Source organism: Frankia nepalensis (assembly GCF_016786325.1).
Taxonomy (GTDB): domain Bacteria; phylum Actinomycetota; class Actinomycetes; order Frankiales; family Frankiaceae; genus Pseudofrankia; species Pseudofrankia nepalensis.
The window spans coordinates 17,150-31,823 of record NZ_JADWYU010000202.1; the positions used below are offsets into that span (position 1 = coordinate 17,150).

A 14,674-nucleotide genomic window follows, 5' to 3' on the forward strand; every position below is an offset into this window, starting at 1 on the left:
GGCCACCCTGCGCACCAGCCTTGGATCGTCGGGACCCGAGCCCGGCGCGGCCGCCAGCCCGTTCGCGACGGCGGCCGGTCTGGAACGTGCCCTGGACCGGCGCTCGGCGAGGCCGGCGCCCACCGGCCGGCTGATGATCGGAATCCGGGCCAGGCTCGCCGGCCCGGGGCGCGGCACCCGCGTACGCCGACGGGCGTACGGACAGTGCCGCCGCCGGGAGGACGACCCGACGGCGCCGTCGACGGACCCTGATCACATGACCCAGCGCGCCGAAACGCCGACCGGCCACGCCGCCGGGACGGCGAGCCTCCCGCCCCCGTACCCACTCCCAACCGCCACGGGAACGCGCGCCGGCCCGGCGCCCGCCGGCCCGGCGCCGGCCGGGCCGCCCGCGATCGACGTGCGCGGGCTGTCGAAGCGGTACGGGCGGCGGACCGTCGTCAACGATCTCGACCTGCGCATCCCGGTGGGCGCGGTGGCCGGCTTCATCGGGCCCAACGGCGCCGGCAAGACCACCACCCTGCGGATGCTGCTCGGCCTGGTCCGCCCGACCACCGGTCAGGGCACCGTGCTCGGCCACCCGCTGACCGACCCGGCCGGCTACCTGCCCCGGACCGGGGCGCTGATCGAGAACCCCGCCCTCTACCCGCGGCTGTCGGCCCGCCGCAACCTGGAGGCCCTGACGATCCTCGCCGGGCGGGACCCGGCCTGGGTGGACGCGGTGCTCGACGAGGTGGGCCTGGCCGAGCGCGCCGACGACGAGGCGCGGTCCTACTCGCTCGGCATGAAGCAGCGGCTCGCGATCGCGGCCGCGCTGCTCGGCGACCCGGACCTGCTGATCCTCGACGAGCCGACGAACGGCCTGGACCCGATGGGCATCCGGCTGATGCGTGACCTGATCCGGGGCCTCGCGGCCCGCGACGGCCGGCGACGGACCGTCCTGGTCTCCTCGCACCTGCTCGCGGAGGTCGAGCAGATCTGCGACTGGATCATCGTCGTGGACCGGGGGGAGCTGGCCTACCAGGGCCCACCGGAGCGGCTGCTGTCCGCCGGCGCGCCCCGGGTGACGTTGCGCCCGGAGCACGCGCGGGACGTCGGCAGGCTCGCGGACCTCGCCGCCGGCCTGGGGCTGGCGGTCGAGCGGGACGGCGACCAGCTGGTCGGCCTGCTCGACCCGCCCCCGGCGCCGTCGGCGGACGGGCCCGACGGCCCGGCCGAGCCGATGTGGGCGGCGCTGGCCGGCCTCAACAGGGCCGCGCACGCGCACGGGATCACGCTGGTCGAGATCGCCCCAGGCCGAGTGACCTTGGAAGAGCGCTACACGGGCCTCGTCGCCGCCGCGGCGGACGGCGCGCGGCGGACGGGAGACGCGTCGTGAGCACGCCGGACCTGACCGCGCGGGACCCGAACCTCCATGTCCTGAACACGCACGGCCTGACTACGCACGACCTGAACGGGCGGGCACCGGGCAAGGGCACGCCCGCCGCCCCCGGGGCTCCCGCGCCCCGCCGGCGTGGCCGGCCGGCCGGCGGCGGGCGGCCACGGGCGGTCAGCCGCGCCTACCGGGCAGAGCTCCACAAGCTGCGCCGGCCAGGGACCGCGATCGCCATGGGCGCGCTCGCCGCGCTGTCGACGCTGTCGACCGTTCTCAGCTTCGCGCTCGCCGACGACGGGCCGCCCACCTTCGACGATCCGACCTCCCTGCTGCCGCCGCTGCCCGCGCTCGCCACCCCGGCCGGCCTCGTGCTGGGCTTCCGGGCCGGCTCGACGTTCACCGGGATGCTGCTGCTCGTGCTGTGCGCGGCGATGGTCGCGACCGAGTACGGCCAGGGCACCATCAGGGTGATCTTCATGCGGGAGCCGCGGCGGGTCTCCTGGCTCGCCGGCCGGATGGCCGCCGTGACCGGCCTGCTCGCGGTGGCGCTCGTCGGCGCGTTCCTGCTCAGCGCCGCGACGGCGATCCTGATGGCGCAGATCCGCGGCGTCGACACCGGTCAGTGGTGGACGGCCGCGGCGATGCGCCAGGTCGGCAAGGACTACCTCAACGTGCTGGTCGCGACGACGTTCTTCGCGATCGCGGGCACGGCGCTGGGCCTGCTCATCCGGTCGACGACGACGGCCGTGCTCGTCGGCGTGGTCTGGACGTTCCCGCTGGAGCACATCATCCAGAACGCCTGGCTGGACGCGACCAGCTGGCTGCCCGGGCTCGTGTTCACCGACATCGCCACGGGCGGCAACGCCGTCTCCGGCTACCGTGGCCCGCTGCTGCTCGGGATCGGCTACGCCGTGGCGTTCGCCGTGGCCGGCGCGACCAGCCTCGCCCGCCGCGACGTCACCGCCTAGGCCCGGCAACGTTCGCCCCGCCGCTGGCCCCGTCCCGCGGGTGATGGCGGCCCCGAAGTGTCCGCCAGAACGCGAGCCAGGGACCGCGTTTCGACGGACGAGTCCGGGGCGCGTGGCAGCACCCGCGCCCGCGGCACATCTCAAATGATCATAACAACAAGCCACCCAGCCCAGGCCGGTCCGGCCTGGGCTGGGGCCTGACCTCGGTCCCCCGCCCCTGGCAGGCCGGGCTCTGGACCTGTCCGCCAGAACGCGAGCCAGGGACCGCGTTTCGACGGACACTTCACCAGCACCGTCCCACGCGTGACGCGGGCCAACCTTCGCTGATGCGGCACTAGCGTGACCTTTGCCAGCTCGGCCCGGTCGTCTTAAGGATTGCTGACGGTTGCGCGCGCACCTATGCCCGGCCGGCCTACCGGTGTTCACTGGATGTCGTGGCAGAAGGCGCGCCGGTGGGGCGTCGGGTCGTGCTGGGGCTCGCGGCCCTGGGAGCGATCGGGGTCGCCGTCGGCGCGGACGTCGAACGGGCGGCCAACAAGGTGACCGCGCCGCTGCGCAAGCGCGACCCGACGGGCCTGGCCGACCTGATCCCGGGCGGCCGTTTCGAGATCTACTCGGTGGCGTCGAACGTCCCGTGGGTGAAGGCGGCCGACTACCGGCTCAAGGTGCACGGCCTGGTCGACGTGCCGTTGACGCTGAGCTACGCCGACCTGGAGGCCATGCCGCAGACCCAGCTGACCCGGGACTTCCAGTGCGTGACCGGCTGGCGGGTCACCGACGTGCCGTGGTCCGGCGTCCGGCTCGCCGACCTGCTCGGCCTGCTCGGCGCGCGGCCGGAGGCTCGGGCGGTGACGTTCCGGTCGTTCGACGGTCTGTACGACGAGAGCCTCACCATCGAGCAGGCCCGCCGCGACGACGTCCTGGTGGCGCTGCGGATGCTGGACGGCCCGGTCAGCCACGAGCACGGCGGTCCGGTCCGGCTGTACGTCGCCCCGATGTACGGCTACAAGTCGCTCAAGTGGCTCGGCGAGATCGAGCTCGTCGACAAGGTGTCACCCGGCTGGTGGGAACGGCGCGGCTACGACGTCGACGCCTGGATCGGCAAGTCCAACGGCCGCGACGACGAGCCCGTCTGACGCGATGTCGTTGAGCAACGAACGGTCGGTGAGCGACGAACGCCGGCCGGCGGCGCGCCACGGCGAGATCCGCCGGTTCGGCCCGGGCACCCGGTGGGTGCACCGGCTGACCGCGGTCCTGTTCGGGACCTGCCTGGCGACGGCCGCCATCCTGTACCTGCCACCGCTGTCGCTCATGGTTGGCCGACGGGCGCTGGTGATGACGATCCACCTTTACGCCGGCTACGCGCTGCCCGTCCCGGCGCTGGTCGGCTGGCTGGTCACCGGGTTCCGCCGGGACGTCACCGAGCTGAACCGCTTCACCGCCGCCGACGGCGCCTGGCTGCGCGACCGGTCGCCGGTCGGCCCGCCTCGCCGGCACCGGGACCGCGCGGGCACGCCGCCGACCGAGCCGACCGAGCCGACCGAGCCGACCGGGCCGGGCCAGCCGGGCGAGCAGCCAGCGGACCAGCCAGGCGTGGGCGGCAAGTTCAACGCGGGCCAGAAGCTGTACGCGGCGGCCGTGGCGGGCTCGATGGTGGTCTTCCTCGGCACCGGCCTGGTGATGTGGTTCGGCGCCGACCTGCGCATCCCGGACCGCTACCGCACCGGCGCGACGTTCATCCACGATCTGTTCGCCATCGGCATCTTCTTCGCGGTCCTCGGCCATTTCTGGATGGCGCTGCGCGACCCGGAGGCCCGCGCCGGCCTGCGCACCGGCTATGTCCCCACCTGGTGGGCCGCCACCGAGCACCCGCGCTGGGCGCCGCGGCCAGAGCGGTCAGACGGGCCCGAGGCGCCTGAGCCCAGGTCAGAGGCGCCCTGAGCCGGGCGGCGCGCCCGTCGCGCTCGGCGATGACGGTCCCGCCCGGCGTCCGCGGCCGGCTGGCCCGGCCCGGCGACGGCCCGGCTCGGCGACGGCCGACGCGCCCTCCGCCCCGCGCGGCCCGCGCATCACCTTGGAGCTCGGCCCGCCGACGCGCCGTTGGCCCCGGCCCCAGATCGACCGCCGGTAGCGTGAGCCTTCTGGGTGTCCCGCTGGCATGCGGGACATGCGGGACAGTGGCTGAAGCCGGGCGGTGAGCTGGAACGTGGCCGGCGGCCTGACGACGAGGGGGACGGCGCGCGTGATCGTCGCGATCGAGGGGATCGACGGGGCGGGGAAGAACACGCTGACGCGGGCGCTGGTGACGGCGCTGGAGACCGCCGGGCGGCGGGTCGGCACGCTCGCGTTCCCCCGGTACGCCGTCGCGCCCCTCGGCCCGGCGGTGCGCGCGATGCTCACCGGCGACCAGGCGCTCGCCCCCGTCGCGGCGTCGGTCCGGGCCAGCGCCCTGCTGTTCGCGCTCGACCGGGCGAACGCCCGCCCCGAGCTCGCCGCCGCCGCGGCCAGCGACGACGTCGTGCTGGTGGACCGCTACGTCGCCTCGAACGCGGCCTACGGCGCGGCCAGGCTGCCCGCGGCCGAACGCCCCGCCTTCCGCGACTGGGTGGCCGCGCTCGAGCTGGGCGACCTGGCGCTGCCCCGCCCCGGCCTGCAGGTGCTGCTGCGCGTCCCGGTCGAGGTCGCCCGCGCGCGGGCCCGCTCCCGCGCGGCCGCGGACGCCGACCGCGCCATCGACCGCTACGAGGCGGACGACGCCCTGCAGACCAGGGTCGCCCACGAATACGAGGAGCTGGCCCGCGCCGCCTGGGCCGCTCCCTGGCGGACCGTCGACCCCGCCGAGACCGCCGACGCCGTCGGAAAGATCATCAGCGACCTGCTCTGAGCGGCTCCACCCCGACCCGTCACCCGGCCCGCGGCCCGCGGCCCAGACGCGGCCCGGCCTGGCTGGCCCGGCCCGGCCTGGCTGGCCTGGCCCGGCCTGGCTGGCCTGGCCTGGCCCGCGGGGAACGATCGCCCAGCCCATGTCCCGTGGGGCACCCGGCCCATGATCCCAGGACCTGTGGTGCCCGACAGGCGGTCTTGGGGCACCACGGACCAGGGCCCGATCCCAGGACCAGTTCCGAGCCCGGTTCCAGGGTCCGGCCATGGAGTGACGCCGGTCTCCGGCCGCCGCGCGGTCAGTCCTGGCGGCGTGGGCGGTAGGTCTTGTAGGGCAGGAAGCGGTGCATGACGTAGAGGTCGACGTCGCCGTTCCAGGGATGGCGGAAGGCTGACGGCAGGGTGCCGATCACCCGGAAGGCCAGCGCGCGCCAGACGGCGACCGTCTTCGTGTTGCCGGCGACGACCACGGTGGACTGCATGGCCCGGTAGCCCAGGTCGACCGCGTGCTCGATCGCGTCCTCGGCCATCTCCCGGTCGAGCCCGTCACGCGCCGGGTCCGCCATGAAGACCAGTTGCGCCACGTGGTCACCGAGGCCCGGCTGCGCCGGGGCGATCTGCGCGGTGGCCACGACCCGGCCGGCGTCATCCTCCCGCACGAGCACCACGGCCGGCGGCGGGAGCATCCACATCTTCCTGGCGTCCTCGGCCGAGGTGCGCGGGTCCCAGACGTACAGCTCGCCGGTCGCCACCAGCGTTCGCCAGAGCGGCCAGATCTCGGCCCAGTCATCGTCCGATGCCGGCCGTGTCCGCATTCACCCGATCCTGCCCGCCCGTCAAGCCCCCTGGAAGCGATATCTGCCCGATCCGGGCGGGAGATACCGCCAGCTTGCCCGGTCGGTGGCCGCGCGCCGCCCCGACACGCCCAGTTGGCGCGACGAAACACGGAAAGTGGTGGGTTGACGCCGGTACCTAACGGCTGTACATAACCGTTATGCAGAACCGTTATGTAGGCGCGGCCACGGCGGCGCCCCCGAACGCGGTGCCGTGAGGTACCTGATGCTCGCCCTCCTGGACCGGGGCCCGGCCCATGGCTACGAGCTCAAGCGCGCGCACGACGAGCTGTTCGGCGACGTGGCGCCGCCGATCAACGTCGGGCAGATCTACGTGACCCTCACCCGGCTGGAGCGGGACGGCAACGTCGCGCACCACGTCGAGGAGGGCACCGGCGGTCCCGACCGCAAGGTCTACGAGCTCACCGAGACCGGCCGCAAGGCGCTGCGCGGCTGGCTCGACGAGCCGAGCGACCTGCCGGTCGGCAAGAGCGACGTCGTGCAGCGGCTGGTCGCCGGTCTGATCTACGACGCCAACGCCGCCCACGCCGCCCACGGCGCCCACGGCGGCGACGGCGGCCAGCCGGCCGGCACCGGCGCGGCCGGCGGGGACGCCCGCTCCGGCAGCGCCGCCCGCACCCTCGCGGCCCACCGCACCCGCTGCCTGCGGGCGCTGCGGGCGCTCACCGCCGTCGCGCCCACCGCCGGCGCCGACCGCGACGGCGACCCGGCCGATCACGGCCCCAGCTCCACCTCGCCGGGCGCGAGCCCGGCCGACCCCGCCGTCGCCGGCATCGGCGACCTGCTCCGCGAGGCGTCCCTGCTGCACCTGCAGGCCGAGCTCCGCTGGCTCGACATCGTCGAGGCCCGCCTCGCCCGCTATGGGAGGACCTGACATGGCCCCGGCAACCCCGACAACCCCGACAACCCCGACAACCCCGACCGCTCCGGCCGAACCGGGCGGCCCCATCCTGACGATCACCGACCTGACCAGGTCCTACGGGCGCGGCGAGCGGGCCAGAGCCGCGCTGCGCGGCGTCTCGCTGACGGTCGCCGCCGGCGAGTGGGTCGCCGTCGTCGGCCCCAGCGGCTGCGGCAAGTCGACGCTGCTGCACCTGGTCGGCGGTCTGGACACCCCGGACGTGGGCTCGGTCAGGATCGGCGGCGAGGAGATCAGCGCGCTCACCCCGACGAAGCGGGCCCTGCTGCGCCGCCGCCGGGTCGGCTTCGTCTTCCAGTCCTACAACCTCGTGCCCCACCTGGACGTGAGCGGGAACGTCGAGCTCGGCCTGCGGGTCGCGGGCGTCGGCCGCCGGGCCGCCAGGGCCAGGGCCGCCGAGGTGCTCGACGACTTCGGCCTCGCGGACCTGGCCAGGGCGCTGCCGGCGACGCTGTCCGGCGGGCAGCAGCAGCGGGTCGCGATCGCCCGCGCCGTCGCCGGCCGGCCCGACCTGGTGCTGGCCGACGAGCCGACCGGCGCCCTGGACACCGCGGCCTCCCGCCGGGTCGTCGAGCTGCTGCGCGCCGAGCACGGCCGCGGCCAGACGCTGGTGATGGTGACGCACGACTACGCGGTCGCCGCCGAGGCCGACCGGGTGGTCTTCCTGCGCGACGGGCGGATCGTCGACGAACGCCGGCCTGGCGGACGGCGAGCCGCCACCGGCGGTGAGGCTGCCGGCGACGCCGGCATGGCCACCGCTGTCGGCGCCGGCGCCAGCCTCGTCGTCGTCGTCGACGACGACGACGAGGACGCGTCCACCGCGCGGCCGTCGGGCGACGGCCCAGGAAACGACCTCAACGACCTGCTCGGGCTAGGGAGCTGGTAATGCGCGCCATAGCCATGCTCGCGGCCGCCGGGCTGCGCGGCCGCGGGCGGACGGGCCTCGTGGTCACCGTGCTCGTGCTCACGCTGTCCGCTGTCGGCCTGTCCACCGGCCTCGCCGTCTCGGGCCAGGGCGGCGACGCCGTAGACCGGCTCGCCGCCCGCACCAACGCCGCCGACGTCGTCGTCTGGGCGCGGGCACCGGCCGCCGCGGGCGGCGCCCCGGCCACCGACGGCGCCGACCTGCGCGACCAACTCGCGGCGATGTCGGGCGTGCGCGCGGTGACCGGGCCGCTGCGCGACCTCGACACCACCCTCGTCGTCCCCGACGACGGCCCACAAAACGACGGCGGCCCACAAAACGACGGCGGCACAGGGAAGGACGGCGGCGCGGAGAAGGTGGTCCAGGGCCAGGTCACCGCGCTGGACGACCCGGATGTCGCGGTGAACCATCCGCTGCTGGTCTCCGGGCGCTGGCTGCGCGGGCCGGACGAGATCGTCCTGGAACGCAGCGCCGCCGAGGATCTTGGCCTGCGCCCCGGCGACCCCGTCGTGCTGCGCGACGCCCGCGGCGACGTCACCTTCACCGTCGCCGGCACGGCGAACGAGCTCACCGACTGCGGCTTCCCGCAGTGCGACCAGGCTCGGATGTTCGTCGCCGACGCCGGTCTGGACCGGATCGACCCGGCGCGGGCCGGCGCGGCGGTGCCGGCCGACGTGGCCGGCGGGGTCACCTACTGGCTCGACCTCGACGACGGCGTGTCGGCCGAGGCGGTCGCCGGCGCGGTCATCCGCGCCCACGGCGACGCGATCCGCGGCACGAACACCTGGCCGGACACCCGCGGCGACCTGCTCACCGTCGGGCAGATCTTCGGCCGGCTGGTGTCCGCGTTCGGCGCCTTCCTGCTGGTGGCCGTCGCCGTGATCGTGGCCGGGTCGATGACCAGCCGGATGGTGGCCCGGCGCCGCGAGATGGCGCTGCTCGGCGCGGTCGGGGTGCTGCCGGTCCAGCTCACGGCCGCGCTGCTCGCCGAGCACCTGGCGCTCGGCGCGGCGGCTGCCCTGCTCGGCTGGGTCGTCGCCGGGGCGCTGGCGCCGAGCATCGACCTCGGCGCGGCCGTGACGGGCCGGCCGGGGCCACACTGGGAGGTCGGCGACCTGCTGGTCACCGCCGGGCTGCTGCTCCTGCTGCTCACGCTCGCGACCGTGGCGGGGGCGGTGCGGGCCGGGCGGGCGTCGATCGTCGACGCGCTGCGGGACGCGCCGGCGGCCTCCCGCCGGGGCGGCCGGTTCGCCCGGCTGACCGCGCTGGTCCCGGGCCGGCTCGCGCTGCTCGGGGTCGGCCGGCTCGCCGCCCGGCCGGGACGCGGGCTGCTCACGGCGCTCACGGTGCTGATCGCCGTGACCGGGGCGGTCGTGGCCGGCGGCTTCATGGTCACCGTGACGCGGGCGCTCGACGAGCCGGCGTTCACCGGCGACCCCTGGCAGGTGATGGTCGGCCGCGACGATCTCACGCCGGCCGCGGTGGAGGGGGCCCTGGGCCAGACGGCCGGGGTCGACACCTGGTGGTCGGAGACGGAGCGAAGGGGCAGCTACGACGGCCAGACGTTCCGGGTCCGCGCGCTCGGCGGGCCGGCGCTGCCCGGGTACTCGGTCGGCGACGGCCACCTGCCAGCCGCGGCCGGCGAGGTCGCCGTCGGCTACGGCCTGCTGGACCAGCTGGATCTGGCGGTCGGCCAGACGGCGACCGTCGAGATCGCGGGCACGGCGCGCACGGTGCGCGTCGTCGGCTGGTACCGGACCTCCGAGGACAGCGGGCGGGTGTTCGCGATGCGCCTCGCCGACCTGCGCGCGATCGACCCGGCGGCGCTGCCCCACCAGTACCGGATGACGCTCACGCCGGGCACCTCCCCGGACACGGTGGAGGAATCCCTCGCCGCCCGGTTCGGGGACGGGGCGGATCTACGGACGAGAAGCACCGACGCGGGCGGCCGACAGGTGATCGAGACGGTGACGTCGCTGATCGCCGGGCTGCTGGTGCTGGTCGCGCTGGCCAACATGCTGCACTCGCTGCTCGCCTCGAACCGGGAGAACGCCCGGGACATCGGGGTCACGGCCGCCCTCGGCTGCACGCCGCGCCAACTCGTCTCACAGAGCGCGCTGGCCGCCGCGGCGCTCGCCGCGGCCGCGGTGGCGGTGGGAGTGCCCCTGGGGGTGCTGGTCTTCCGCCTGCAGTCGGACGCGGTCGCGCGCGACATCGGCCTTGGCCCCGGGTTCGGGCTGATGCCGTCGGCGGCGTTCCTGGCCGCGCTGGCCGCCGGGACGCTCGCGCTCGCGGCGGCCGCGGGCGCCGCCGCGGCCGGGGGACTCGTCCGCCGGCCGCTGAGCGACCTGCTCCGCTGGGAATGACCCGACCGGCTGGCGGCCGGCCGCGAGACGGCCGGCCGCCAGCGGGCTGCCCGGCCGCCAGCCGCTTCCGGCTAGTCGACTCCGCTGGCGAACGCGACGACCACGATGATGATGTAGAGGACGTAGAGGAGAATCCCGGCGCCCGCCACGGCGGCGGACACGATGCACCAGGTCTTCGCCTTCTTCGAGGCCTCGAGCGCGCCCTGGATGTCACCCATCTGCTGCTTGGGCTGCACCCGCGTCGAGTACACCAACGCGATGACCCCCGCCGGCAGGCAGCACAGCACCGTCGTGACGATCGACTGCCACAGGTAGTTCGGAATCGGCATCCCACCCGGCGGCGGACCGCCGAAACCGCCCGGCATGGGCGGGTAGCCGTAGCCGGGCGGCGGCGTGCCGTAGCCGGGCGTGCCATAGCCGGGTGGGGGCGTGCCGTAGCCAGGGCCATAGCCGTAACCGGGCTGGCCATAGCTGTCGGGCTGGCCATAGCCAGGCTGACCGTAGCCGGGTGGCTGGCCGTAGGGATCCTGGCCCGGGGCGCCGTAGGGGGGCGGTGTGCTCACGCGTGCTGTCCTGCCTTTCCAGGGACGGCGCGGTGCGTGGGACCCGGTGTCCCGGTAGAGGCGAGGGCCGCGGCCGCCCCGTCGCCGTCCCGCTCCACGCGGGGCGGCGACGGCGGCGGACCCGACGCCCGTCGCCCTCGATCCCCGCGGTCGCGGGAGCCGGCCGGGACGCGGGCCGTCAGTCGCTGCTGGCGATCGCGCCTAGGATGATCACCCAGATGACGACGTAGAGAAGAAGGATGGCGCCCGCCGCGGAGACGGACACGATGCACCAGGTCTTCGCCTTCTTCGAGGCCTCGAGCGCACCCTGGATGTCACCCATCTGCTGCTTGGGCTGCACCCGCGTCGAGTACACCAACGCGACGATGCCTGCCGGCAGGCAGCACAGCACCGTCGTGACGATCGACTGCCACAGGTAGTTCGGAATCGGCGCCCCACCCGGCGGCGGACCGCCGAAACCGCCCGGCGCGGGCGGGTAGCCCGGGCCCGGGCCATAGCCCGGCGGAGGCGTGCCATAGCCGTAACCCGGCTGCTGGCCATAGGGATCCTGACCTGGGGTGCCGTAGGGCGGTGGGGTACTCACGGTCGCGGCCGCGCCTTTCGTAAAGCTGACCGCTCCAACGCCGGGCGTCAAAGCGGGATCGGTGTCATACGAGGGGATGGAGCGGAACCAGCGAGGTCAGAGCCGGCGGATATCCAAGAGCGGATGTCCAAGAGAGCGGAGAAGTCGAGGAGAGCAGGCACCATGCGACGAGCCGTTCGCCGGCCCCGCCGACTGGTCCCGCCGACCGGCCTACCTACCGACCCGGCGAGCGGCCTCGGCACCCATACGGCCGCCGAAGCCGCTCACTGAGGTCAGTCGGAGCTGTAGCTGGCGCTCACATCCATCGCGCCACTGGCGATCAGGATGATGTAGATCACCGTCACGACAAGGCCGGCCACCAGTGAGACGATGCACCACGTCTTCGCCTTCTTGGAGGCGTCGAGCGCACCCTGGATGTCACCCATCTGCTGCCGGCTCTGCACCCGGGTCGAGTTCACGATCGCCACGATCCCGGCCGGGATACAGCAGAGGATCGTCACGACGATCGACTGCCAGAGGTAGTTCGGAATGGGCGCTCCGCCGGGAGGCGGCACATTGGACCCCGGGCCGCCAGGGAAGGGCGGCAGGTTGCCGTACCCGCCGGGGGGCTGCTGACCGTAGCCAGGCGGCTGGCCATAGCCGTAGCCGGGCTCCTGCGGTGCGCCGTAGCCGCCCGGCGGGGGGCCGTAACCAGGCGGCGGGGTACCCTGGCCACCGGGCTGGCCCCACCCGCCGGGCGTGTTTTCGGGCGGATACTGGGACACGCGGTTCTCCTGGCGGTTGTCTCGGAACGCGGATTGAAAACTGTTGGGGGACGCGACCTCAGCAGCATGATCGCACCACCGTGGCCCGGTTAGCTGAGGCCGCCCGAGGGCATCCGGTGGCGATGTCGCCTGGCTACTCTTGTCCGCCCCTGGCCGGCTCCCGTCGCGCGGATGGCTGCCCGGACTGGTCGATACCTGGTCGCCAGGCGCCCTGGAGCCCGATGTCCAAAGGGCGACAGGCCCGGCGCGGGCAGGCTGGCGACGAGCGGACCGGGCCAGCCGGCACGGGACATCGCCTCCTCCCTCGCGCACACGGCCAGGACGACCGCCCTCCTGGCTCTGTATGAGCGCTCCTGGTGGCCCTCGCCGCCCGGCGCGCGGGCGCGCCGGGCCTTGGGTCGCCAAACGATGGGAGGCACGAGACCCCCCCGTTGCGCGGCACATTGTGGCACAACCGGGCCGGTACCCGATCGGCTATGGCCTGACCAAATGCCCAAGAGAGACACATCTCCGGCCGGCACTTCCCGTTGGCCGATCCGCGTCCCGCCAGAATCCGCGCGACGGCGCTTCCCTCCGGCCCAGTCCGCGCGGATGTCACGCAACGCCACCGACGCCACGGAGCCCGCCGCCGGCGTCGGCACGATCCGTGGGCAATCCAGTCGTCGCCACGCAAACGGCCCGGACAACCACTCCAGCGATCCGTCTTTCCCGCGAAAACACACCGTAGACACAACCCGACATCTTCGTAGCGACGACGTCGTAGAAGGCCACACACCGCCCCATCGCGCAAGTAGGCACCCACGTTAGGGTGGCAGGGAAACTCCACGGGCCGCGGCGTGATCGCCCGGCGCGGATGGCCGGACGTTCGGGAGGGGCCGGCGATCCGCACACGGAGTGCACGGTTTCGCGCCGTCGGCAGGCGAGGTCGGCGGCTCGGCACGGCACGCCGTTTCGTGGACCGTCAGGCGGAAGGACGCTCCCGTGAGACACCGGGCCAACAGCTCGGCGCCATCTACGAACACCGGCCCGCTGCCGTCCCAGCGCGCCGGTCGTCGCGCCACCAGTCACGGCGCCGCGACGCCCCCAGGGGGCCGCGCCCCCGGCGCGCACAGCACCGGCGCGCACGCCATCCCTCGCCGCGGCGGCCGGCGCTTCACCCTCTGGAGCGCGGCGCTCGGCGTACTGGCCATCGCCGCCGCCGGCATCGGACTGGTCGCCCTGCCGCACGGCGGAGACGACGGCGAGACGTCCGTGATCGCCGGCGACCTGAGCAACGGGCTCGCCGAGGCGCTGCGCCAGGCGACCCCACTCCCGTCGGCGAGCGCGAGCGCGACCGCGAGCGCCACCCCGTCGGCGGCCCCCACGACGCCCGCCTCCGCGACGCCCGCTCCCCCGACCGCCGCGCCCACGGGCTCCACCCAGCAACGTCCCGGCGGCGGCGGCGGTGGTGGCGCGGCGCCGCCGCCCGGCGGTGGCGGCGGGCGCATTCCCGGCGGCCTGTCCGGCGTCGTCGTCGGCACGATGACCCACGTGAACGCCTGGGAGCAGTTCCGCGGCTCCAAGGTGAACGTGGTGCACGGGTATGCCGCCCGCGACAACTGGCAGAACATGACCAACCCCTGGATGGGCAGCGCGTTCGCCGGTTTCAGCGGTCAACTGGTCATCTCCCAGCCGTTCTGGCCCACCGGCGGCGGCGACTTCAACTCCTGCGCGAACGGCTCCTACTCGGAACAGTGGAAGCAGTTCGGCCGCTACCTGGTCAACATCGGCCGGCCGAGCACCATCGTCCGGCTCGCCTGGGAGTTCAACGGCGACTGGTTCCCCTGGTCGGTCAGCAACACCAACCCGGACACCTGGAAGCGCTGCTTCCAGCAGGTCGTCAGCGCGATCCGGTCGACCGACCCGCAGGTCCGGATCGACTGGACGATGAACCGGCACAGCGGCCAGCCATACGAGGTCTACCCCGGCGACTCCTACGTCGACATCGTCGGCGTCGACGTCTACGACATGTGGCCGCAGAGCGTCGACGAGGCGGGCTGGGCCAGCCAGTGCAACTCGTCGGCCGGGCTGTGCGACGTGATCAGGTTCGCGAAGCAGCACGGCAAGCAGTTCTCGGTGTCCGAATGGGGCGTGGTCGGCAAGTCCGACACCGGCGCCGGCAGAGCCGGCCAGGCCGGCGGCGACAACCCGTTCTTCATCAAGAAGATGTACGACACCTTCAAGGCCAACGCGGGCGACCTGGCCTACGAGACGTACTTCAACAGCGCCGAGGCGAACAACGTCCACTCGTCCCTGCTCAACCCGAACGAGAACCCCAACGCCGCTTCGACGTACGCCTCGCTCTGGTAAGGCGGTCGGCTCAAGGTCGCCCTAGGGGCGACCATCGCCGCTCCGCCGTGGGGGGGGCCGGGGGGCCCCCCCCCCCCGCGCCCCCCGCAGAACCCCAAACCCCCGGGCGCGCCCGCGACCCCGGCGGG

13 protein-coding genes are annotated in these 14,674 nt (G+C 74.4%); 9 read left to right on the top strand and 4 right to left on the bottom strand.

All coding sequences use genetic code 11. The annotated features are described in order from the left end of the window. The first annotated feature begins 256 nt into the window (after positions 1-256). The 5 genes from I6A81_RS31555 to I6A81_RS31575 all read left to right on the top strand — a co-directional run bounded on the left by I6A81_RS31555 (position 257) and on the right by I6A81_RS31575 (position 5,227). A complete protein-coding gene (locus tag I6A81_RS31555) occupies positions 257-1,378 on the top strand; it encodes an ABC transporter ATP-binding protein (protein WP_203006134.1) in 1,122 nt (373 codons plus the stop codon). Continuing rightward, the gene (locus I6A81_RS31560) at positions 1,375-2,343 is read left to right on the top strand and encodes an ABC transporter (RefSeq protein WP_307875040.1); all 969 of its coding nucleotides are present in this window, start codon (positions 1,375-1,377) and stop codon (positions 2,341-2,343) included. Before I6A81_RS31555 ends, I6A81_RS31560 begins: the two co-directional genes overlap by 4 nt. Positions 2,344-2,777: 434 nt before the next feature. Further along, complete coding sequence (locus tag I6A81_RS31565) at positions 2,778-3,479, top strand: molybdopterin-dependent oxidoreductase (RefSeq protein ID WP_307875041.1); 702 nt, start codon at positions 2,778-2,780, stop codon at positions 3,477-3,479. Positions 3,480-3,507: 28 nt separating this feature from the next. After that, positions 3,508-4,284: a formate dehydrogenase gene (locus tag I6A81_RS31570; protein ID WP_307875042.1), complete on the top strand. Its 777-nt coding sequence runs from the start codon at positions 3,508-3,510 to the stop codon at positions 4,282-4,284. A 301-nt stretch (positions 4,285-4,585) separates the two neighbouring features. After that, on the top strand, positions 4,586-5,227 hold the full coding sequence (locus I6A81_RS31575; RefSeq protein ID WP_203006140.1) for a dTMP kinase: 642 nt from the start codon (positions 4,586-4,588) through the stop codon (positions 5,225-5,227). A 295-nt stretch (positions 5,228-5,522) separates the two neighbouring features. Here the strand turns inward: I6A81_RS31575 and I6A81_RS31580 are convergent, their stop codons facing one another. Beyond that, positions 5,523-6,038: a GNAT family N-acetyltransferase gene (locus tag I6A81_RS31580; protein WP_203006133.1), complete on the bottom strand. Its 516-nt coding sequence runs from the start codon at positions 6,036-6,038 to the stop codon at positions 5,523-5,525. 232 nt (positions 6,039-6,270) lie between these two features. Between I6A81_RS31580 and I6A81_RS31585 the strand changes: the two genes are divergently transcribed. From I6A81_RS31585 to I6A81_RS31595, 3 genes are read left to right on the top strand one after another with little or no spacing between them, the layout of a single operon-like run. Beyond that, positions 6,271-6,951: a PadR family transcriptional regulator gene (locus I6A81_RS31585; RefSeq protein ID WP_307875043.1), complete on the top strand. Its 681-nt coding sequence runs from the start codon at positions 6,271-6,273 to the stop codon at positions 6,949-6,951. Position 6,952: 1 nt separating this feature from the next. Further along, positions 6,953-7,882, top strand: a complete 930-nt coding sequence (locus tag I6A81_RS31590) for an ABC transporter ATP-binding protein (RefSeq protein WP_203006131.1) — start codon at positions 6,953-6,955, stop codon at positions 7,880-7,882. Next, positions 7,882-10,287 (top strand): ABC transporter permease, encoded by a 2,406-nt coding sequence (locus I6A81_RS31595; protein ID WP_203006130.1) that lies wholly within the window; start codon positions 7,882-7,884, stop codon positions 10,285-10,287. Before I6A81_RS31590 ends, I6A81_RS31595 begins: the two co-directional genes overlap by 1 nt. A 71-nt stretch (positions 10,288-10,358) precedes the next feature. Here I6A81_RS31595 and I6A81_RS31600 read toward each other — a convergent pair whose 3' ends face one another. The 3 genes from I6A81_RS31600 to I6A81_RS44185 all read right to left on the bottom strand — a co-directional run bounded on the left by I6A81_RS31600 (position 10,359) and on the right by I6A81_RS44185 (position 12,197). Further along, positions 10,359-10,850 carry a CD225/dispanin family protein gene (locus I6A81_RS31600; RefSeq protein WP_203007971.1) on the bottom strand — a complete coding sequence of 164 codons (492 nt, stop codon included), beginning with the start codon at positions 10,848-10,850 and terminating at the stop codon, positions 10,359-10,361. 178 nt (positions 10,851-11,028) lie between these two features. Continuing rightward, positions 11,029-11,433, bottom strand: coding sequence for a CD225/dispanin family protein (locus I6A81_RS31605; RefSeq protein WP_203007973.1), 405 nt, complete (start codon positions 11,431-11,433; stop codon positions 11,029-11,031). Positions 11,434-11,705: 272 nt separating this feature from the next. Further along, positions 11,706-12,197, bottom strand: coding sequence for a CD225/dispanin family protein (locus I6A81_RS44185; protein ID WP_307875044.1), 492 nt, complete (start codon positions 12,195-12,197; stop codon positions 11,706-11,708). 981 nt (positions 12,198-13,178) lie between these two features. On the opposite strand from I6A81_RS44185, the gene I6A81_RS31615 reads away from it, so the two are divergent. After that, entirely contained in the window at positions 13,179-14,546 is a 1,368-nt protein-coding gene (locus I6A81_RS31615; protein WP_307875045.1) for a glycoside hydrolase family 26 protein, read from the top strand. The last annotated feature ends 128 nt before the right edge of the window (positions 14,547-14,674 follow it).